The 21,467-nt window shown below is 38.0% G+C and carries 15 protein-coding genes; 5 read left to right on the top strand and 10 right to left on the bottom strand.

Annotated features, from left to right (window positions below; genetic code table 11):
- Nucleotides 1-236: 236 nt before the first annotated feature.
- Together CA2015_RS22025 and CA2015_RS22020 are read left to right on the top strand one after the other, a co-directional pair.
- Nucleotides 237-3,656, top strand: a complete 3,420-nt coding sequence (locus CA2015_RS22025) for a HEAT repeat domain-containing protein (RefSeq protein ID WP_053086734.1) — start codon at nucleotides 237-239, stop codon at nucleotides 3,654-3,656.
- A 182-nt stretch (nucleotides 3,657-3,838) separates the two neighbouring features.
- Nucleotides 3,839-7,150, top strand: coding sequence for a HEAT repeat domain-containing protein (locus CA2015_RS22020; RefSeq protein WP_240477870.1), 3,312 nt, complete (start codon nucleotides 3,839-3,841; stop codon nucleotides 7,148-7,150).
- A gap of 100 nt (nucleotides 7,151-7,250) precedes the next feature.
- On the opposite strand, the gene hisB is transcribed toward CA2015_RS22020, so the two are convergent.
- The 10 genes from hisB to argS all read right to left on the bottom strand — a co-directional run bounded on the left by hisB (nucleotide 7,251) and on the right by argS (nucleotide 18,747).
- Nucleotides 7,251-8,351, bottom strand: a complete 1,101-nt coding sequence (hisB, locus tag CA2015_RS22015) for a bifunctional histidinol-phosphatase/imidazoleglycerol-phosphate dehydratase HisB (protein ID WP_048643850.1) — start codon at nucleotides 8,349-8,351, stop codon at nucleotides 7,251-7,253.
- A 13-nt stretch (nucleotides 8,352-8,364) separates the two neighbouring features.
- On the bottom strand, nucleotides 8,365-9,435 hold the full coding sequence (gene hisC / locus CA2015_RS22010) for a histidinol-phosphate transaminase (RefSeq protein ID WP_048643849.1): 1,071 nt from the start codon (nucleotides 9,433-9,435) through the stop codon (nucleotides 8,365-8,367).
- Entirely contained in the window at nucleotides 9,436-10,731 is a 1,296-nt protein-coding gene (gene hisD, locus CA2015_RS22005) for a histidinol dehydrogenase (protein WP_048643848.1), read from the bottom strand.
- Between the two features lie 83 nt (nucleotides 10,732-10,814).
- The gene (gene hisG / locus CA2015_RS22000; protein ID WP_048643847.1) at nucleotides 10,815-11,675 is read right to left on the bottom strand and encodes an ATP phosphoribosyltransferase; all 861 of its coding nucleotides are present in this window, start codon (nucleotides 11,673-11,675) and stop codon (nucleotides 10,815-10,817) included.
- A 913-nt stretch (nucleotides 11,676-12,588) separates the two neighbouring features.
- Nucleotides 12,589-13,827, bottom strand: coding sequence for a glutamyl-tRNA reductase (locus CA2015_RS21995; RefSeq protein ID WP_048643846.1), 1,239 nt, complete (start codon nucleotides 13,825-13,827; stop codon nucleotides 12,589-12,591).
- Between the two features lie 234 nt (nucleotides 13,828-14,061).
- Nucleotides 14,062-14,418 (bottom strand): translation initiation factor, encoded by a 357-nt coding sequence (locus CA2015_RS21990; protein WP_048643845.1) that lies wholly within the window; start codon nucleotides 14,416-14,418, stop codon nucleotides 14,062-14,064.
- Between the two features lie 9 nt (nucleotides 14,419-14,427).
- Nucleotides 14,428-15,279 (bottom strand): universal stress protein, encoded by an 852-nt coding sequence (locus CA2015_RS21985; protein ID WP_048643844.1) that lies wholly within the window; start codon nucleotides 15,277-15,279, stop codon nucleotides 14,428-14,430.
- A 79-nt stretch (nucleotides 15,280-15,358) separates the two neighbouring features.
- On the bottom strand, nucleotides 15,359-16,264 hold the full coding sequence (locus CA2015_RS21980) for a 1,4-dihydroxy-2-naphthoate polyprenyltransferase (RefSeq protein ID WP_048643843.1): 906 nt from the start codon (nucleotides 16,262-16,264) through the stop codon (nucleotides 15,359-15,361).
- 84 nt (nucleotides 16,265-16,348) lie between these two features.
- On the bottom strand, nucleotides 16,349-16,954 hold the full coding sequence (locus CA2015_RS21975; RefSeq protein ID WP_048643842.1) for a glutathione peroxidase: 606 nt from the start codon (nucleotides 16,952-16,954) through the stop codon (nucleotides 16,349-16,351).
- 2 nt (nucleotides 16,955-16,956) lie between these two features.
- Nucleotides 16,957-18,747 carry an arginine--tRNA ligase gene (gene argS, locus CA2015_RS21970; RefSeq protein WP_048643841.1) on the bottom strand — a complete coding sequence of 597 codons (1,791 nt, stop codon included), beginning with the start codon at nucleotides 18,745-18,747 and terminating at the stop codon, nucleotides 16,957-16,959.
- 424 nt (nucleotides 18,748-19,171) lie between these two features.
- Between argS and CA2015_RS21965 the strand changes: the two genes are divergently transcribed.
- From CA2015_RS21965 to CA2015_RS21955, 3 genes are all read left to right on the top strand, one after another.
- Complete coding sequence (locus tag CA2015_RS21965) at nucleotides 19,172-19,777, top strand: outer membrane beta-barrel protein (protein ID WP_169786504.1); 606 nt, start codon at nucleotides 19,172-19,174, stop codon at nucleotides 19,775-19,777.
- Nucleotides 19,774-20,436 carry a TonB-dependent receptor gene (locus CA2015_RS21960; RefSeq protein ID WP_048643839.1) on the top strand — a complete coding sequence of 221 codons (663 nt, stop codon included), beginning with the start codon at nucleotides 19,774-19,776 and terminating at the stop codon, nucleotides 20,434-20,436. The genes CA2015_RS21965 and CA2015_RS21960 overlap by 4 nt, the downstream gene beginning before the upstream one ends.
- Before the next feature lie 251 nt (nucleotides 20,437-20,687).
- Nucleotides 20,688-21,398 carry a DUF1003 domain-containing protein gene (locus tag CA2015_RS21955; protein WP_048643838.1) on the top strand — a complete coding sequence of 237 codons (711 nt, stop codon included), beginning with the start codon at nucleotides 20,688-20,690 and terminating at the stop codon, nucleotides 21,396-21,398.
- The last annotated feature ends 69 nt before the right edge of the window (nucleotides 21,399-21,467 follow it).

Below are 21,467 nucleotides of genomic sequence, written 5' to 3'. Positions count from 1 at the left end.
TCTTACCTTTATAAAAATTTAATTTTCAACTAATGATCTTTTCCTTATATTTCTGGTCTTGAATATTGGCTAAATTAGTGGGCCAGTGGTTTAAGGATGTCTAAGATTTCAAGACTATTATGTAAAGGAGAGGGGAAAATCGGATATACGCAACAATAATTACTGAGACTAAAGTCTTGTATAAAAATCAGGCTTTTTCTCAGGTTGCATAATATCGTATGACCAGAAAATAACCTATGAATCTATTGAATGTGATAAAACAAAAGCCTTTGCAGGTTTTTTTAGCCGCGAGCGTATTTATAATTTTTAGTTGTGGCTCCAAAGAAGAACAGGATTTAAAAATCAGTACTATAAGTCCTTCCAATGCCCTTGATTGGGCATCTCAAATTGAGGAAATAGTGCAACCAACCTTGGACTCAGGCTTGGTTGTCAATATTTGGGCCTCTGATTCTTTGGTTTTTGATCCTATTTCTATCGATTTTGATGATCAAGGAAGGCTTTATTATAGCCGTACCAATAGGCAGAAAAATTCCGAACATGAAATCAGGAGGCATCAGGACTGGGAAATCAGATCTATAGGACTGCAAAGCATTGAAGATAAGCGTGCTTTTTTAAGGGAAGAACTTTCGCAAGAAAACAGCGATCAAAACCAGTGGATGGAGGACCTTAATGGAGATGGATTTCATGATTGGAGAGACATGACCGTTGAAAAAGACCATATTTATCGTCTGGAAGACACTGATGGAGATGGATTGGCTGATCGCTACCAATTGGTTTTTGAAGAATTGCATGAAGAAGTCACTGATGTGGCAGGGGCAGTGATGAAATATGGAGATGACCTTTTCGTAGGTGCTGCTCCTGATATGTGGAGAGTTCAGGAGGATGTTAAAACTGGTCTGACTAAAAATAAAGCATCCATTTCCCATGGGTATGGTGTACACATAGGTTTTGGAGGGCATGGAATGTCAGGTCTTGAAATGGGGCCTGATGGTAGAGTTTATTGGGGAATAGGGGACATTGGTTTTAATGGCAAGGACCAGGAGGGCAATACCTATAAATATCCAAATAGGGGCGTAATTGCTCGCTCCAACCCTGATGGCAGTGATTTTGAAATTTTTGCCATGGGGGTAAGAAATACACATGAATTTGTGTTTGATGATTATGGGAACCTTATAAGTGTTGACAATGATGGTGACCATAGAGGTGAAAGTGAGCGTCTTGTTTACCTGGTGGAAGGCTCTGATACAGGTTGGAGGATTAACTGGCAATTCGGGAAATACAGAGACCCTAAGAACAACAATTACAAAGTTTGGATGGATGAGGAGATGTACTTGCCTAGGCATGAAGGACAGGCTGCCTATTTCCTTCCACCAATAAAAAATTACATCAATGGCCCTACAGGCATGTTGTATAATCCAGGCACTGCACTAGGTAAGCGATGGAAAAATACTTTTTTTGTTGCTGAATTTGCAGGTAATCCTGCAAGGTCGGGTATACATGCTTTCAAATTGGCTCCAAAAGGAGCAGGGTTTGAAATGACGGAGACCAAAAAAATTATGGGAGGTATTTTGGCAACGGGAATGGATTTTGGACCCGATGGCAAGCTTTATTTCGCTGATTGGATTGATGGATGGGGGACGAAGGATAGCGGTCGAATCTGGAAATTGGATGATTCGTCTGCTGTCAACAGCCAATTGAGAAAAGATACTGAGATTTTAATCAAGGCTGATTATGCTGAGAAAGAAGATGCAGAATTGAGCGAACTCCTTGATTTCGTTGACAAGAGAGTTAGGCAAAAATCCCAATTTGAATTGGCCAAAAGAGGGAGTAAAGGTCTGAAAATATTTCAGGCTAATTTAGCAGAAAATAAGGGACAAATGGCGAAGGTTCATTCCATTTGGGGCATCGCACAACTTGCCAGATCAGGAGAGGCCAATGCTGGGCAATTACTTGTGCCACTATTAGAAGATGCTGATCCTGAAATCAGAGCTCAGGCCGCACGATGGTTGGGTGATATTCGTCATAAAGAAGCAGAAGCTAAATTGATACCTTTACTTCAAGATGAATCTGCTCGTGTTCAGTTTTTTGCTGCAGAAGCACTAGGTAGGATTGAAGCTGTTTCTGCTGTTCAGCCGATTGTCACATTCCTAGAAGCCAATAATGATGAAGACATTTATTTAAGGCATGCAGGAAGTTTGGCCCTCGCAAGGATTGGTAATGTAGCTGCTGTAAAAGCCCTATATCAACATCCTTCCAAGGCGGTAAGAATAGCTGCTGTAGTCGCTTTAAGACGCATGCAGGCAGAGGAAATTGCTGTTTTTCTAGAAGACAAAGAAGAATACATATTGGCAGAAGTAGCTAGGGCTATTAATGATGATTTTTCTATAGAAGGTGCTTTGCCTGCTTTAGGGAAAGTACTAAGCCGCGAAAACCTGACTTCTGAGCCTTTGCTTAGAAGAGCGATAAATGCCAGTCTAAGGGTTGGGAATGAAGAAGCTCTCAATCAGGTGTTGCGTTTTATATCAATGGAATCTGCACCAGAAAACATGCGTATTGAAGCCATAAATGTCCTTTCGACCTGGGATAGTCCATCGGTTTTGGATAGAGTAGATGGTAGGTATAGAGGGCATGTTTCACGAGATGTAAATTCACTAAGGCAAAGTGCCGCTAGTCCACTGTTAAAGCTTCTGGATCATTCAGACCCTGATCTTCGTGTTACGGCTGTAAATGCAATTGGAAGATTAAAGATTGCTGATACTTCCGAAAAATTGATGAGCCTATTAAAAAGAGATAGGGAACCACTAGTAAGGGAGGCAGCTTTAAAAGCTTTGGCAGAATCAGGTGCTGATAATATGGACTTAGCACTAGAGCAAGCAACAACGGATAAGGATAAAAGGGTAAGGGTCGCTGGTTTGGCGATTTTAGGAGAAACGAGTTTATCTGGACAAACAGTAGCTAGCTTATTAGAAAAGGTGATTCTGAATCAATCTGTAGAAGAGAAGCAAGCGGCAATTACTACCTTAGGAAAGGTAGAGGAAGAATATGCAAAGAGCGTTTTTGAAAAATTACTTGATCAATTAAAAAATAAAAAATTGCCTGCTGCTGTTGAATTGGAATTAAGTGAAGCCCTTGAAACATTAGGGAATGCTGATTTGTTGACTCAGTATAAAGCGATAAATACTAACTTGTATGCTGGTGACGTTTTAGCTAGCTATAACGGTAGTCTTTATGGTGGGGATGCAGCCAAAGGAAGAAGGATTTTCTTTCAACACCAGAATGCTCAGTGTATACGCTGTCATGCCTACAATGATTTTGGTGGTATTGCTGGACCAAGATTAAATGGGATTGCCAACAAACTTGACAGAAAGCTCTTGCTAGAGGCATTGGTGGCGCCAAGTAATCGAATTGCTCCTGGTTATGGAATGGTTACTTTAAAACTAAATACTGGTAAAAGCGTTTCAGGAATTGTAATAAATGAAGACGAAAATAACCTTACAATAAAAACAGGTAATGAACCTGAGAAGCTTATTGCAATAGAAACCATAACTGAAAGGTCAAATGCTTTGTCCTCAATGCCGGACATGAAAGCCTTATTAACAAAAAGAGAAATCCGAGATTTATTAAGTTTTCTGGTTACACTGGATAAAGAAGAATAAATTGCTGGTTCCAATGAACATAATTAAAAAAAACTCATATCATTATTTTATTATAGTTATCCATGTTGAGAAAAATTGAATTGACTAAACGATATAAAATTTTTAATTCTTTACCTTTTTACCTATTATTAAGCATTTGCTTTACAGCTTGTAACTCAGGTGAAAAGGTTGTTCCTCTTCAAGTGAAACAATTAACCCAGGAGGAGGTCAACCAGCAAACAAATGCTATTGAAGGTTTGGTAAACCCGGAGTTTCATAAAGATCTTAAGTTGGATCTTTGGGCAGTGGATTCATTGGTAGCAGATCCCATTTCACTTCAAATAGATGACTTTGGCAATGCCATCTATTCAAAGACCAATAGAAGGAAAATTTCTGAATTTGATATCCGAAGCCATCAGGATTGGGAGATTTCATCTATAAGTTTCAAAAATGTGGAAGATCGGAAAGCCTTTATCCATAAAGAACTTGCACCAGAAAACAGTGACAAAAACAAATGGTTGCCGGATATTAATGGCGATGGTTCTCACGATTGGAAAGACCTTACGATTGAAAAGGAAAATGTTTTCAAAATCCAAGATACGGATGGTGATGGCAGGGCAGACCGTTCCCAATTAATTGCCAGTGATTTCAATCAGGAGACTTCAGATGTTGCAGGTGCCGTTCTGTACCATGACGATGCGCTCTTTGTAGGAGTTGCCCCGGATCTTTGGAGGATGACAGATACGAATGGAGATGGCTTAATGGATGAAAAGAAGTCGCTCGCCCATGGATTTGGTGTTCATATAGGATTTGGAGGACACAATATGTCAGGTCTTAAAGTAGGGCCTGAAGGTAAAATTTACTGGGGAATAGGTGACATTGGGTTTAGTGGTAAAGACAATAATGGTAACCTTCTTGATTATCCCAACTGTGGGGTAATTGCCAGAGCTAATCCAGATGGCTCCGACTTTGAGATATTTGCTTATGGAGTAAGGAATACCCACGAATTTGATTTTGATGATTACGGCAACCTTATAAGTGTAGACAATGATGGGGACAATAAGGGAGAAAGAGAACGGATCGTTTATTTGGTGGAAGGTTCAGATACTGGATGGCGTATCAATTGGCAGTTTGGTAAGTACAGAGATCCCAAAAACAATGGATACAAGGTATGGATGGATGAAAAAATGCACCTTCCTAGAAACGAAGATCAGGCAGCTTACTTTATTCCTACCATTGCCAATTATGTAAATGGGCCTACAGGAATGCAACACAACCCAGGAACGGGACTTGGAGAGCAATGGAAAAACAAGTTTTTTGTAGCTGAATTTGGTGGAAATGCGGCCAGATCTGGTATACATGCTTTTGATCTGAAACCAAAAGGTGCAGGATTTGAAATGGGAGAAACAGAACAGATTTTAACTGGAATTCTTGCTACAGGAATGGATTTTGCCCCTGATGGAGCGTTGTATTTTTCAGATTGGATTGATGGATGGGTAAACAAAGGCTATGGTAGGATATGGAAATTCACAGACAATACAGCTACTTCAGAAATTCGTAAAACTACTGCAGCTCATTTAGCTAAAAATTATGCTGACTTATCCAAAGAGGAATTGATTTCCTTATTGGCCTTTGAAGACCAGCGTGTAAGGCAAAAAGCACAGTTTGAATTGGCAAGTAGGGGAGATGACGGATTAGAAGTATTTACTTCTGTTTTGGCACAGAAAGAGAATCAACTGGCTAGAATTCATGCCATTTGGGGAATCTCTCAACTAGCCAGGAAAAGCCCTGAAATTGCTGAAAATTTAGTGCCTTATTTGAAAGACAGTGATGTTGAAATAAGGGCTCAATCTGCAAAATGGCTTGGGGATTTGGAATATTCCTCAGCCGCCAAGGATATTTTACCTTTAGTAAGTTCAAATGAACCAAGGGTGCAATTTTTTGCTACAGAAGCATTGGGCAAAATGAAGTTTGAAGCTGCTTTTGATGCCATCGTTAACCTTCTTCAAGAAAATAACAATGAAGACCTGTATATCAGGCACGTGGGTAGCCTTGCTTTAGCTAGGGTTGGGAATCCTTCAGATATTGGGGATTTATCACAGCATCCTTCAGAGGCAGTTCGCCTTGGGGCTGTTATTGCTTTGAGAAGGTTAAGGGATAAAGGAATCGTAGCCTTTTTAAATGACAAAGACGAATACATCATTGCAGAAGCAGCAAGGGCAATTAACGATGATTTCTCTATAGAGGAAGCCATTCCTGAACTAGGAAAATTATTACTTGCAAGAGATTTTACTTCTGAACCTTTGATCAGAAGAGCCATCAATGCAAACTTGAGATGGGGAACAGAAGAAGGCTTTAATAACTTATTGCTCTATGCCAACAAGGGAAATGCTCCTGAAGACATGCGAATTGAAGCAATAGCAGCATTGAGTACATGGAATTCACCTTCTGTCCTAGACAGAGTCGATGGATGGTACAGAGGAGAATTCAATAGGGATATTGCAGGATTTCAGGCTTCGGCCGCAAAAGTATTATTGGATTTGACGAAAAACAGGAGTCACTTAATACGTGAAGAAGCTGTAAATGCTTTAGGTGAGTTAAAGATTTCTGAAGCAAGTCAACAATTGCTCACTGTGCTAACCAATGACAATGATGCAGCTGTTAGGGCGCAAAGTTTAAGAGCGATGGCTAAAATTCCTGAGTCACCAATGGATAAGGCAATAGAGCAAGCGCTTTCAGATAAAGAAAGAAGTGTAAGGGTAGCTGGATTGGACCTCTTGGAAGAGTTGACTATTCCTGATGAGAGAAAAGCAGCTCTCTTGGAAGAAGTCATCCAGAAAAGAACAGTAGAAGAACAGCAAGCAGCGGTAAATACTTTGGCAAAGCTTGACCAAAATAGTACCAAACCAGTGTTTGAAAAACTATTGGTACAATTCGAAAATGGAAAGCTGCCCCAAGCCATTGAGCTTGAATTTTTCGAGGCAATGGAAACAAGAGAAGATGCAGCATTAAAAGACCGGTACAATGAAGTGCATGAGGGCATGAGTCAGGATGACTTGCTGGCTTCTTATAGTGGGAGTTTATATGGTGGTGACCTTGTGAAAGGCCGTAAGATTTTCTTTCAACACGCCACAGCTCAGTGTATTAAGTGCCATGCTTATGATGATTTTGGAGGCAATGCCGGTCCAAAGTTAAATGGTGTAGGAGCCAGTTTAACTAGGGAACAATTGCTTGAAGCTGTGATTGATCCAAGTAAGCGATTGGCTCCGGGATTTGGTGTAGTTACCCTTTCTCTGGACAATGACAAGAAGCTAGCTGGTATCAAAATGGCTGAGACAGAAGAAAGTATAACCTTGAAAATGGGTAATCAACCAGATACAGTGGTCATGAAAAGTCAAATTCTAGAAAGGAAAGATGCCCCATCAAGTATGCCTGATATGAAGCAATTTTTAAGTAGAAGAGAAATCAGGGATTTGGTTAGTTTCCTTGTGACCTTGAAGGAAGATTTTAATTGATATTGAAAAATCATTATAAACAAAGAGGCCTCATTTTAAAAATGAGGTCTCTTTGTTTATAAATAGGTTAATATTTAGCTTTATTTTACTTCTTACTGCTTTATAAAGTCCCTTTTGTACTTGGCAGTTGATCCAATGCATTCAGGTCTTTCTTGACCGCCATTTTAATGGCTCTTGCCAAACCTTTGAATATGGCTTCTATTTTATGGTGTTCGTTGTCCCCTTCAGCCTTTATGTTCAGATTGCATTTTGCCGTGTCACTGAAGGATTTGAAGAAATGGAAGAACATCTCTGTTGGCATGTCTCCGATTTTCTCACGTTTAAATTCAGCTTCCCAGACGATCCAAGGACGTCCACCAAAGTCTATGGCTACTTGGGCTAAACAATCATCCATAGGTAATAAAAAGCCATATCTGTAGATGCCTTTTTTATCTCCCATAGCCTTCAGATATGCTTCACCAAGTGCCAAACCGGTATCTTCTATGGTATGGTGCTCATCTATATGCAAATCTCCTTCAACCTTAATTTCCAGATCGCAACCACCATGCTTGGCCAATTGATCCAGCATATGGTCGAAGAAGGGGAGACCTGTACTAATGGCACTTTTACCAGAACCATCAAGGTTAAGTCGGATGTCTATATTGGTTTCAGAGGTCTTTCGAACAATTTGAGCTTTTCTTGGTGGCAGCTTTAGGAATTCATAAATAGCATCCCAATTGTCGACACTTTTATCTGCATTTTCCACCACTTCTTTTCCGAAAAAGATCGATTTGGTTCCAAGGTTTTCAGCTAGGGTTACATCGGTTAACCTATCACCTATCACATAGGAATTTTCCAGGTCGTAGTCCCCATTGAGATAAGCCGTGAGCATGGCTGTACCAGGTTTTCTAGTAGGGGCATTTTCGTGTTCAAAGGTTTTGTCAATATGAATATCCTTGAAAAAAACGCCTTCCTGTTCCAAGGTTTTGAGCATTTTGAATTGTGCTGGCCAGAAAGTGTTTTCAGGATATGAATCTGTTCCTAAACCATCTTGGTTGGTAACAAGGACCAACTCAAAATCCCCTTCTTCTGCTATTTTTACCAAGTTGGTAATTGCACGGGGTATAAATTCAAGTTTTTCTAAACTATCTACTTGAAAATCGGTTGGTGGCTCCTTGATAATGGTGCCATCCCTATCTATAAACAATACCTTCTTTTTCATGCTTCAATCTTTTCTAGTGCTTATTGGATTGATTCTTAAGAACTTCTTTCAATGCTTTGATCATCTGTTGGTTTTCCTCTTTACTACCAACTGTTATCCGCAGACAATCATCACAGCGTTGTACTTTTGACCTGTCTCGGACAATTATTTTCTTATCGATTAATTGCTGATATACCTTATTGGCCTGAGGTACCTTGGCTAAGAGAAAGTTTGCAGCTGATGGGTGTACTTTTTCAACTTCAGGAATTTCTTCCAAGGCAAGCTGCAGCTGTTCTTTTTGGTCAAGAATTTCCTTGATCATTTGTTCAAGCTGTGCTGTATTACCTATGGCTTCTAAAACAGTGTCTTGAGTCAAACCGCTGATATTATAAGGCGGTTTTATTTTATTTAGTATGCCAATTATTTCCTTTGACGCAAATGCCATTCCAAGGCGCAATGTAGCCAAACCCCATGCTTTGGAGAGTGTCTGCATAACCAATAAATTGGGGTGTTGCTTGAGTTTAAGGCTAAAACTAGGTTCGTCACTGAAATCTATATAAGCCTCGTCTATTACAACCAATCCATCAAATTTTGATAAAATTTCATGGATGGATTCCCTGTTGATTTTGTTACCACTTGGGTTGTTAGGGGAGCAGATGAAAATTATTTTGGTATATTCATCTACTGCTTCCAAAACCTTATGTACCTCCATATCAAATGTGGTAGAAAGAGATACTTTCTTTGTGGCCACATCATTGATTCCTGCACTTACTTCGTACATACCATAGGTAGGAGGCATGATGATGACATTGTCTATTCCTGGTCTACAAAAAGCCCTGAATAATAAATCTATGGCCTCATCACTTCCGTTTCCCAAGAAAATATTGGCAGGATCAACCTGCTTAATGGCCCCTAGTTTTTCCTTTAATTTTGACTGATAGGGATCAGGGTATCGATTGTATGGTTTTTCAGATACTGAACCCAACGCATTTTCATTCGCGTCAAGAAAAATTCCCTCTTTGCCAGTGTATTCATCCCTTGCAGAAGAGTAGGGTTTAAGTGAGGCGATGTGCGGCCTAAGTAAGGTTTGAAGATCAAATGCCATCTATTTTTTTTCTTTATCCAGGTAATTTAAACGTATACTTACGGCCTGTTTGTGTGCCATAAGTTGTTCATTTTCTGCCATCACTTCTATCACTGGTCCCAAACCTCTTATTCCTTCTTCAGTAATTTTCTGATAAGTGATTTTTTTCACGAAACTATCCAATGAAACCCCAGAATAACTTCTGGCATAACCATTGGTAGGTAGGGTGTGGTTAGTGCCTGAGGCATAGTCTCCGGCTGATTCTGGTGTGAAATTACCTATAAAAACCGAGCCTGCATTGATGATGCCACTTACAGCTTTTTCTTCTTCCCTAACATTGATGATCAAATGCTCCGGAGCATATTCGTTGATTAGTTCTAAAGCCGTATCCATATCATCTATCACAACGGCCACACTGTTTTCCAATGCTTTGCTAGCTGTTTTTTGACGAGGTAAATGTTCCAATTGTAAGTTTACCTGTGCAATAATATTTTCAACAATTTTCTCTGTTGGGCAGACCAATATGACTTGACTATCCGCGCCATGCTCAGCTTGAGAAAGTAAATCTGCGGCTACAAACTCTGGAATAGCCGTGTCATCAGCATATACTAAAACCTCTGAAGGTCCTGCAGGCATATCAATGGCAACTCCTTTTTTCGCTGCCAACTGTTTTGCTGCTGTTACATACTGATTTCCCGGGCCGAATATTTTATCAACACGAGGAACAGTTTCTGTACCGTAGGCAAGTGCTGCTATGGCTTGTGCACCTCCAGCTTTAATTACTTTTGTGACACCAATCAATTTGGCAGCATACAAAATAGCTGGATGAACTTGCCCTTTTTGATCGGGCGGCGTACATAGTATTATTTCCTGACATCCTGCCAATTTTGCTGGTATGCCAAGCATAAGAACAGTAGAAAACAAAGGAGCAGTTCCACCTGGCACGTACAATCCTACCTTTTGGATGGCCACACTTCTTCTCATACAAGTCACCCCATTCATTATTTCCGTGCTTAATGGGGCAGCTTCTTGTAATTTATGGAATTTCTCAATATTCGATTTGGCAGTTTTAATGGCAGCTTTAAGTGCTTTGTCAACCAGCTTTCCCGAATTTTTAATGTCTTGAGGATCTACCATTATAGAGTCAATTTCCACATGGTCGTATTCAAAGGCAAACTTGCGGAGTGCTTTATCTCCTTGACGTTTTACCTTCTTCATGATCGGTTTTACGATCTTTTCTATGTCCTTGGTTTTTTGTACTGGTCTTGCCAGTTCTTTCTTCCAAATCTTTTTGTCAGGATTTACCAGGATTTTCATACGCTTTGAATTTTATAATGGAAAGAATCAGTTCATTGATTTGTTATGAATTTGAATGTTTCCCATTAGGGTTCAATCTTTTCCTAAATAAGCATCTTTTCAATGGGAACAACTAAAATGCCCTGCGCTCCAGCATTTCTAAGTTCTTCTATATTTTCCCAAAACTGTTCTTCACTAATTACAGAGTGAACAGATGACCAACCCTCTTCGGCCAATGGCAGTATAGTAGGGCTTCTCATTCCTGGAATCAATGCTACTATTTTATCTAGATTTTCATTTGGGGCATTTAAAAGCACGTATTTGTTCTTTTTGCCCTTTTGAACAGCATCCATTCTAAAAAGTAACTTTTCTACTGATATCTGCTTGGCTGGACTGATGCCTTTATGGCTGATCAGCACAGCTTGAGATTGGAAAATTTCTTCTACTTCCTTCAGTCCATTCATCATAAGGGTTGATCCTGAACTGACAATGTCACATATGCCTTCTGCTAGGCCTATGCTAGGGGCGATTTCAACTGAACCACTGATTTCATGAATATCAGCCTTAATGTTAACTGTTTTAAGGTAGTCACCAAGGATTTTCGGGTAGGAAGTAGCAATGTTTTTGCCTTCAAAATATTCGATACCTGGGTACGATTCTCCTTTAGGTATAGCCAAAGAAAGCCTACATTTAGAAAAACCCAATTGCTTAAGAATAGCAACATCTTTGTTTTTTTCAACCAGCTCGTTTTCCCCTACTATGCCAAGGTCTGCAATACCATCGGCCACATATCCAGGGATATCATCATCTCTGAGAAATAAAAATTCTATAGGAAAGTTGGTTGAAGAAGATTTTAATTTACCTGTGCCGTTATAAAACTTAATGCCACATTCTTTAATGAGTTTTAGTGAATCGTCACTTAAACGCCCGCTTTTCTGAACGGCAATCCTGATAATGTTTTCCATGGAATAATGTATACAATAATACTGAGAATATATTTTAGTTTGATTTGCTTCTCCACGAGTAAGGGATTAGATGGAGGAAAATCGCTATTTTAGGAGGTATGATGACCTGCATGATGCATGTGTGCATTTGCCGGGTATAAAAATTTAGAGGTAAAGCGTAAACTTCCTGATATCATCATAGTATTGCAAATTTAGTCAGCTATTGCAAACTTGCAAAAAAAAAAGAGGATTACTGTGATAAAAGCAGCTCTTTTAATCCGGATTCTACAATAGGTTTTCTCAACTTCAGTTTAGTAGTAGCATAACAATAATGAAATCAGCTTTTTTAGAGCCACATCTTGACTACCCTGCCTAGGTTTGTCTTAGCTACTAAGACCTTGAAAAAACACTTAAGTTTTTGATTAGCCATTGATTTAAAGACTGAGAATAGCCCTAAGCCTAGGCCCATCCATTTTACTCTTTATTTAAACCCGAAATATGCAATAGACATTTTATTACGTGCTGAAATCGCTTCAAAATCAGCCACTTCGTTGCTGTTTTCAATTTCACCATAGCGGTGCTATGCTAAAATCTCCAAACAGCCTGATTGTCTTACGATTGCAACACTTCCCGTAAACACGGGACAGGCTTCACCCCTGACAGTCAGGGCGGAGAAATTCTATTACATAATCCGGGTTAAATTTTGACTTGATACTGGCTTTGTAAGCATAATTTGGCTGTGGACTGTCAATTATTGTTTTGGGTACAAGTGCTGAATGGGGCAAGGGAATGGTGGACACTTGCCACCTAATCCTGCCTCATCAAACGAAAAAAAAATAAAAAAAATGAGATACTGAAAAAACTGTTATCCTAAAACCCAATAAAGGAAAACTTTTTTAGAAAAAAATAAGAGTAAAAAATGAATAAAAAAAAATTAATTGTATTGGTAGAAATCATTCACCATTTTATTGTAGTTGATGATGTCTTTGTATTGTGTATTGCTTTTTATTTTCGCAATTGATTTTTTTAGTAAAAGTGTATTGATCCTATTGTCATCAATCTCAAGGTTAGAATAAGGCTCCTCAGAAATTAATACCTTAGAATATTGGTTATTATGGATGCTTTCTCCCAGTAACTCATTGGCTACTGTTACCATTTCTTGACTTTTTTTAGTGTCTATCCATTGAAAGAACTCCAAGTTTTTCTCTGAAATAATTGGCTTGGCTTTTCTCATCCATTTTTTATTGATCTCCATTTTCTGCTCAATTATTTTGTAAATATCTGTAAGATTAAAAGGAATTACCTGGCTAATTTTATTCAAAATACTTGTTAAATTGCTTTTAATAGAGAGGTCAATTAATATTTTCATGGTGTTAAAATCCTTTTGAAAGTAAGACAATTGAAGGGATTGCTGCGCATCCTCAAGGGTAGATATTAAAATATCATTGTCTTTTATTACATTTTCAACCTCTGAGATAGGTTCGAATATAAAGTTGTTTAATTCTGCCTTTGATAAAGATGAAAAGGGGGCTATACTTTTATCAACTATGGTTATATTCTTAAACCCTTTGCAGGTTAGGTTTTTGAAAATTCTTTTGCTTAAGGAATTGAACCCCATAATTGCGATCTTTGGGGTTTTTAATTTTTTCGATAAATCTGTGACAAGATCTGAAACGGTGTAGGTTATCGAAAAATTTGGCAACTGATAATCCACATGCTTTTTTATCAGCTTATTGGTTGATATCAAATTCTCCCACCATTGTCCAAGATATTCACCGACCATTTCATTTTGTGAAGCCAATTCATAGGCCTGAATAAAGCTTGGAAAGAGTGGAGTAGTGCCATAATTAGAAGCTTGTACACCGAAACATAGTTCAGAAAGGTAAACCAGCAACTTTTCCTCATCACTAGTCTGTTGAAACTCACTTTTTAGCGGTAAGCCAATTTTTTTACAATCGGAAAGTGCATCAAAAATTTTATCCTCCAAATCCACCTCGCTATAATAAATTATTTCTGTTCTTTCTGGTATTGAAAGAATCAACAACTCATTAACTTCCCTCCAGGATTTCATGTTTTGCATTAATTGCTTACACTCATCCCAATCTAAATAAAAAGCGTCACTTTTTAAGTTGTATAAATTGGTGCTAAAGCTTAATAATCTAAACTGTCCCATGATTGCTGTTTCTAAATGCTGTGAATGTTTGGCTACTTACGTCTCCTTCCATTCTGCCGGATTTACCGGTTTATAAAAATTTAATATTCAAATATAAAAAGTATTTAAAAACGACAAATAAATAGTCGATGAACATGCAAGCCTTGTCGGTAAAATCCCCAAAACGGTCGGTGAATTTTTTTATTGCTGTTATCTTAATTTACTAAAAGCTATTAAAAAATTAAAAGTCCGGTTTTATCCACCGGACTTTTTGGCTTTATAGCCTATACCTGTCAGGTAATCAATTACTTTCTCTCTTTGGTCTCCTTGGATTAGAATCTCACCATCCTTGGTGTTTCCACCTACCCCACACTTGGCCTTAAGGTCTTTTCCTAAAGATTTTAAATCATCTTCCTGTCCAATAAACCCGGTCACTATTGTTACTTGTTTTCCACCCCTTGATTTTTTATCCAATAAAACCTTCAAGTTTTGCTGCTTGGGTGGAAGTGGTTGCTCACTCCCTTCGTTTTCAAGATCAAAATTATAGCTGTCTGCGGTAGAGTAAACTACCCCATCTCTCTTTTTCCAATCATTGCTTTTCTTTCTACCCATTCTCTCTTTTTATTTTTTGAACTTCATTGTCCAAACTGGTTTTTTAGAACTATTGACAACATCTTCAGCTATACTGCCGCCTAAGAGGTGTAAAAAGCCAGTTCTACCATGTGTGGCCATTGCTATCAAATCTGCATCTATATAATCGGCAAATTCATTAATTCCTTCTTCTTCGCTGTCTGCATTGAAGACATCTATGGCAGTATTCTCAAGATTATTTGCTTTAATAAAAGCGTTAATCTTTTCCATCGAAGTGATTGTTTTTTCAAAGGAGTTGGGTGTATTAATTTTCACTAGTCGAATCTCTGCACCTAAAAGTTCCTGAAGTGTTTTGAGTTTTTTGATGACTTTTTTACCATTTTCCCCAAAATCACTAGCAAACACAATCTTTTTAATAGAATTGGAACTGACCTGAGCTTTGACGGTTATTACCGGGCATTCAGAGTGTCTAACAACTTTTTCTGTATTTGAGCCTATCAGTATCTCTTCAAGACCGCTTGACCCCTTTGAGCCCATGATTACCAAGTCCGCTTTTATTTCTGTGATCTCTCCAGAGATGCCCGCGTAAGGATTTCCAAAAGTGATGTTAGTGGAAAATTTGTAGGCTTTGCCTGCATGTTCTTCCTCCATTTTCTTCAATTGTTCTTTCCTTTTATTGACTAAATCCACCATGTAGATTTTATCAATAAAATTTTCACCCATGCTTACTTCTCCCATTGTATTGAAATTTTGAGAAGTGGGGATTTCTATAATGTGTATAAGCTTAAGTTTGCATGCTACCTTGGTTGCTAATTCCTGAGCGAGTTCAAAGGCATATCCAGCCTCTTCTGAAAAATCATAAGGTACTAAGATACTTTTCATAGATATGATGCTGTTTAAATTTTGAATTCAATTAAACTACATAAATGTAAACATTTTAGGTACAAAATGGCTCAATTGTTTAAAAAATCATCCATCCGATACCAAAAAATAACACACAAAACAGTGTTGAAAAGGCCATTATTTTTAGATAAGGGTCCAATTTCTCCGGTGTTTCAAATTTACCTACAGCCCAGCCAGTTTTTAATATGCTTGGTGCCATCAACAAAAATGCCAATGCTCCATAGGCTTGTTCTATTATTATAAAAACGAATAGTAATATCAAGGCGCTAACAATAAGGGTCCAATGATAGGTCTGTGCTGCTTTTTTCCCTATTCTAACAGGTATAGAAAGTTTTCCGGCCACTTTGTCTGATTCTATGTCCCTGATGTTATTGATGTTCAAAACTGCTGTACTAAGTAGTCCAATTGATGCTGCAGGTAACCATAATGATGGGTCAAATGTCAAGGTATGCAAATAATAGGTACCCATGACACCCACACATCCAAAAAACAAAAATACAGAAATGTCACCTAAGCCGGCATAACCATAAGGCTTTTTTCCTGATGTATACGCGATTGCCGCGATAATGGCTAAAATACCAATGCCCAAAAACAATAGAAACTTATAGATGTCTTCCAACGCGATAATTAACAATATCAGCCCGCTGATTAAAGATAGGGCTGAGAAAATTATCACCGCTATTTTCATTTCAGAAGCCTGAATAAGACCTGATTGAACAGCCCTTACCGGACCCTGCCTGCCATCATGATCTGCACCATTTATGCTGTCTCCATAATCATTGGCAAGGTTGGACAAGATCTGCAATAAGGTAGTTGTGACAGCGGCCAATAATAATATTGACCATCTAAAGCCGGATTTTTGAAAGGCGATAAAACTGCCCATGAAAATACTCGACAAAGCAAGAGGGAGCGTTCTTAACCTTAATGCATGGATCCAGGCTTGTTTTTTGGTGGTAATGGTCAACTTTGTTGGTATTTATGGTAATAGGTAATAATAGGAGTGAATTTCAGTAGCGGAATACTGACTTTTGATCCTAGCCGTTTGTTTTTAGGCATCAATTAATTTGATTATTTCACTGTCCATTGGCTTCACTGCAGAAGGAAAGAACTTAACCAACTCACCTTTTTCATTGATGAAATACTTGCAAAAATTCCATGACGGTTCTTCATTGTTCCAGCCGTTTTGCTTCTTGTCTGATAGCCATCTGTAAAGTGGGTGCTTGTCAACACCTTTAACGGAGATTTTCTCAAAAATAGGAAAGGAAATACCGTAATTCTCGGAGCAGAATGATTTGATGTCTTCACTACTTCCAGGCTCTTGCCCACCAAAGTTATTGGCGGGGAAAGCAAGTATGGTCAATTTATCCTTATAAGCTTCATACAGCTCTTGTAGTTCGGCATATTGTGGGGTATAACCACATTTTGAAGCCACATTGACAAGTAGCAATTTCTTGCCTTTGTATTTAGCCAGGTCAACAGGTTTACCATCTATATCATTCATGGTGAAATCATAAATACTATTGCTTTCCTTCATGATTTCTGTGCTTTTGTTTTCTTGAAGATTAGGATCAACTGGTGTATCAGGTATCCGTTTTTGCAAAGGAGACTGAAAAGCAACAAGGCTTATCGCGAAAACATAAAATATTGATTTCATAATTACATTTTTTGTGGAACATCTATTCCCAATAACTTCATTCCTGAGCTTATTGTTCTAGCTACGCTGTTAGATAAAGTAACCCTAAAGGATTGAACTTTGTTTTTTGCTTCACTAAATATAGGAAGTTCCGCATAAAATCGGTTATACTCCTTTGCTAAATCAAATAAATACTGAGCGATAACTGCCGGAGATAGGTCCTCTGCTGCCATTTCTATTTTTTTAGAATAATCAGCAAGCATAAATACCAATTGCTTTTCAACATTTTCCAATTCGCCTATACCATCAAAACTATTGGCATTATAATCCAAACCGATTTGGTCTGCTTTTCTTAAGATAGCTGCAATTCTGGCATGGGTATATTGGATAAAAGGGCCGGTGTTCCCTTGGAATTCAATCGACTCCTGAGGGTTGAACAACATTCGCTTTTTAGGGTCTACCTTTAGAAGGAAGTATTTGATTGCTCCTAAACCCAACATCTCGTACAATTTTTCTGCTTCTTCTTGGCTAAAGCCATCTATTTTACCGAGCTCTTGTGTGTGGGCACGTGCCGTATCCACCATTTCCTGAATAAGATCATCCGCATCTACCACTGTTCCTTCTCGGGACTTCATTTTTCCAGATGGTAAGTCTACCATGCCGTAGGAAAGATGATATAGGTTGTTGGCATAAGGGCGCTCCAATAAACCCATGATTTTAAATAAAACTTCAAAGTGATAATCTTGTTCGTTACCCACTACATAAACAGACTTGTCTATGCCATGGTCTTTGAATTTTAGGTCCGCAGTGCCCATGTCCTGAGTCATGTATACAGATGTACCATCAGCTCTCAAAACAAGTTTTTCGTCAAGCCCTTGTTGGCTTAAGTCTGCCCAAACAGAGCCGTTTTCCTTCTTGAAGAATACGCCTTTTTCCAGACCTTCCGTCACAATGTCTTTACCTAAAAGGTAAGTGTCTGATTCATAATAATACTGGTCAAAAGAAACGTTCATCTTTTTATAGGTCTCATTGAAGCCCTGATAAACCCAGTTGTTTAATTTTTTCCAAAGGCTAACCGTTTCTTCGTCTCCCAATTCCCACTTTACCAAGGATTCTTGTGCTTCTTTCATCCATGGGGCTTCTTTTTTGGCAAGTTCCTCAGTCATGCCTTCAGCCATTAACTCCTTTATTTGCTTCTTGTATTCCTGATCAAAGAGTACATAGTACTTGCCTACCAAATGGTCACCTTTCAAACCTGCCATTTCAGGGGTTTCATTGTTCCCTAATTTTTGATAAGCCACCATGGACTTACAAATATGAATTCCTCTATCGTTTACAAGATTGGTTTTAATGACCTCATAACCATAGGCACTGAGAATGTTAGATACAGAAAAGCCAAGAAAGTTGTTTCTAAGGTGGCCCAGGTGTAATGGTTTGTTCGTGTTTGGAGAACTGTATTCGACCATTACCTTCTGATTTCTAGGAGGAAAATACCCAGGCTCTTTTTCAGCCATTAATTGCGTCAAAAGGTCTATCCAAAAAGCAGAAGAAAGATTGATGTTTAAAAATCCTTTAACCACATTGAAATCAGCTACCGAAGGATGGTTTTCTTTCAGAAAATTACCAATTTTCTCCCCAGATTGTTCAGGCGAGCCTTTTGTGATTTTTAAATAAGGAAACAATACAAAGGTATAGCTGCCTTCAAATTCTTTTCTGGTAGGCTGAAGGCTTAGGTCTTCACTTTCTACCTTATGTTTAAATAGTTGCTCAAAGGCCGCTGCTATTGTCTTTAAAATGCTTTCTTGAATATCCATATTGTCAATTACTTCCTAATTATAGAGGCGCAAATATAAGGTTTTCCTTTCAAAGAGGAGAGGGCTAGGCTTAAATTATATGGAGAGGACTTTGGACAGTAGCCTCTTGTATTAACGGAAATGAAACTATGGAGTAGGAGGAGGAAATGTTATTTCTTTTACCTAAAGTCAATGTGTCTGATAACAAGTAGATTCCCAATCGATTCTTCCTAACGTGTAAATTTTCAAAGGGATGCCAATTCATTTTATTGGATTATGAGACATGAAATGTGGTTTACTAAGCACTTCTTAAGAATTATGTGTGAAAAATAAATTTTTAGTAACAATCCACAACTGTTAGACTAAGTATTTCGTAATACAATGCGATTAGCTTTACCTGAATAAATAAGTAATAAAATTCATGAAGTTTAACCAGGTCTATAATATGAAACAATGTCTCTTATTGCTCTTTTTTATTTCCGGGATCTCTACTGCTTTTGCGCAATTTGAAAAAGGAAATCGGTATGTTGGGGGGAATTTTGGTTTTTCCATAAATAAGGCAGAGAGTTCAACTACAAGCCGTTCCACCTATCTCGCTATAAACCTTAGTCCAAATTTGGGTTACTTTATTAGTGACTTATCTGTCATAGGTATCAATCCTCAGGTTAATTTTTATTGGAATAAAAACATTACATCAAATAACGAAAAAATCAGTTCTATTACAGTTTCAGGAGGTATAGGCCTGTTTTTTAGAAGATATTTTCCGGTGGTCGATAATTTTTACTTTTTTTTAGAACCCAAAGCCACCTATAATTCATCCTTTGAAGAGGAAAGTAAGCCCAGATCATTTGGATTGTCTTTATCCCCTGGAGCTTCCTATAAAATTAGCCCCAAATGGATGGTAGAAGCTACTTTGGGTGGTCTGGTTTATCATAAGTCATATAATTCTTCAGGAGCAAATCAGGAATATGATGATACACGGTTTGCTTTAGATTTAATTACCGCCAACAGCATAGGAATCATTTATTTTATTAATCAAAAAGACCAATGAAAAAGTTTTTAATCTTTTTTGTTTGCTTAGGGTTTTATTCTATGGGTCAAGAGGCAAATGCCCAGATTTCGCAAGGAAATCATTCTGTGGGCTTGGAATTCGAATGGAGTGATAGATCTGTAGATTTACCTGATCAAGAAAAACAACAGAATGATTTCTTCAGTTTAACACCTAGCTATTCTTATTTTATTAAAGATCGGCTCAGTATCATAGGTGGTGGTAGTTATTATAAAAGGAGAAATAAAAGGTTCAACCAAAATCCCAATTCTTCTGGGTGGGAAAGAAAAGAATGGGATGTTTTTGTGGGATTGAGAAAACACATTGAAATTCGCCCCAAGTTGTTTATGATAGGTACCTATGGGATCAGGTACTCCTATACTGATTATTTTATTGAATCAGTTATTGCCAATGAAGAGTGGTTATACTCTTCACAGCAAAAATTAAATCAACTCGCCCTTTTTGGGAACCTGGGATTGGCTTATTTTCCAAGTGAAAAATTTAGCTTTGAACTAATATTTATAGAAAGTCAATTTTTTAAGTTTAATAATAAGAGTACCGTTAGCGCTCACAATATTAACAACTATGAGGACAAAGGTTGGGTTTTTGAAGTGGATGGTTTTTTGGACCAACCAAGCCTTGCCGTAAGGTATTATTTTTAATTCGAGGAATATAGCAAGTCTTAAGTTTAGCTAAAGTAGCATTATCCTTGATTGGAAAGGTCTTATTGTGTTCATAATCCTATGAAGGAAGGAACAATGGCACTTGTTCCAAGATAGAAATTGACTGTTATTATAAGTTTACCAATGCTTATTTTGGTCTATTGATGGAAATCCATAAATTGATTTTAAACTCGTATTATGCATTAGGGTTAAAATATGGCGTAACGAGGGTGTTATAAACCTATACTAAAATGAACAAAAGCCATTTATCAAAAAAGGAGATCAATAGAGGGGAAGTTGTCAATGGGAATGAAATCCGAGACGGAATTTTCGACTTTATTAAATCCCAATACCCTGATTTTTCCAGAGAAAGCAATATTTCAATTGGAGAGCTAAATAAATACCGCAGACTGTATTTAACTAAACTTATCGAGCAAGAAAAAGGAGATTTAGCGGCTATTGACAAGGATGTTATGGATGCCATTCGTAACAATTCCATACTTTCTGAAAACTTACAAGAAGACATTGATACTGCTATAAGCTTAGGCCAAAGGATGGCGGATAAAATCGCCTCTTTCGGAGGGAGTTGGACTTTTATTATTGCTTTCTTTTCATTTCTGACTTTGTGGATCGTAGCAAACATTTGGTTGCTTGCCAGTAATACTTTTGACCCCTATCCATTTATATTGTTGAATTTAATGCTTTCCTGTATTGCTGCTATACAGGCGCCGATTATAATGATGAGCCAAAACCGGCAGGGACAAAAAGATAGACAGAGAGCTGAACTTGATTACAAAATCAACCTTAAGTCCGAACTTGAAATTCAGCTGCTGAATGAAAAAATTGATCATCTATTGGTGCATCAAAATAAAAAACTGCTTGAAGTCCAGGAAGTGCAAATTGATTATTTAGAGGACTTGATGAAGGAATTGAAAAACAGCAAATCAGGTCAAAGGAAATAGTAAGTGAAACGGGTAATCTTGAGCGAACAATTATAAACCCTTCTATTTCTCAATTATAGTATCATTTTT

The sequence above is a fragment of the Cyclobacterium amurskyense genome, assembly GCF_001050135.1.
Taxonomy (GTDB): domain Bacteria; phylum Bacteroidota; class Bacteroidia; order Cytophagales; family Cyclobacteriaceae; genus Cyclobacterium; species Cyclobacterium amurskyense.
Note: the sequence above shows the minus strand (reverse complement) of the source record. Positions and strands in the feature narration are given on the sequence as shown.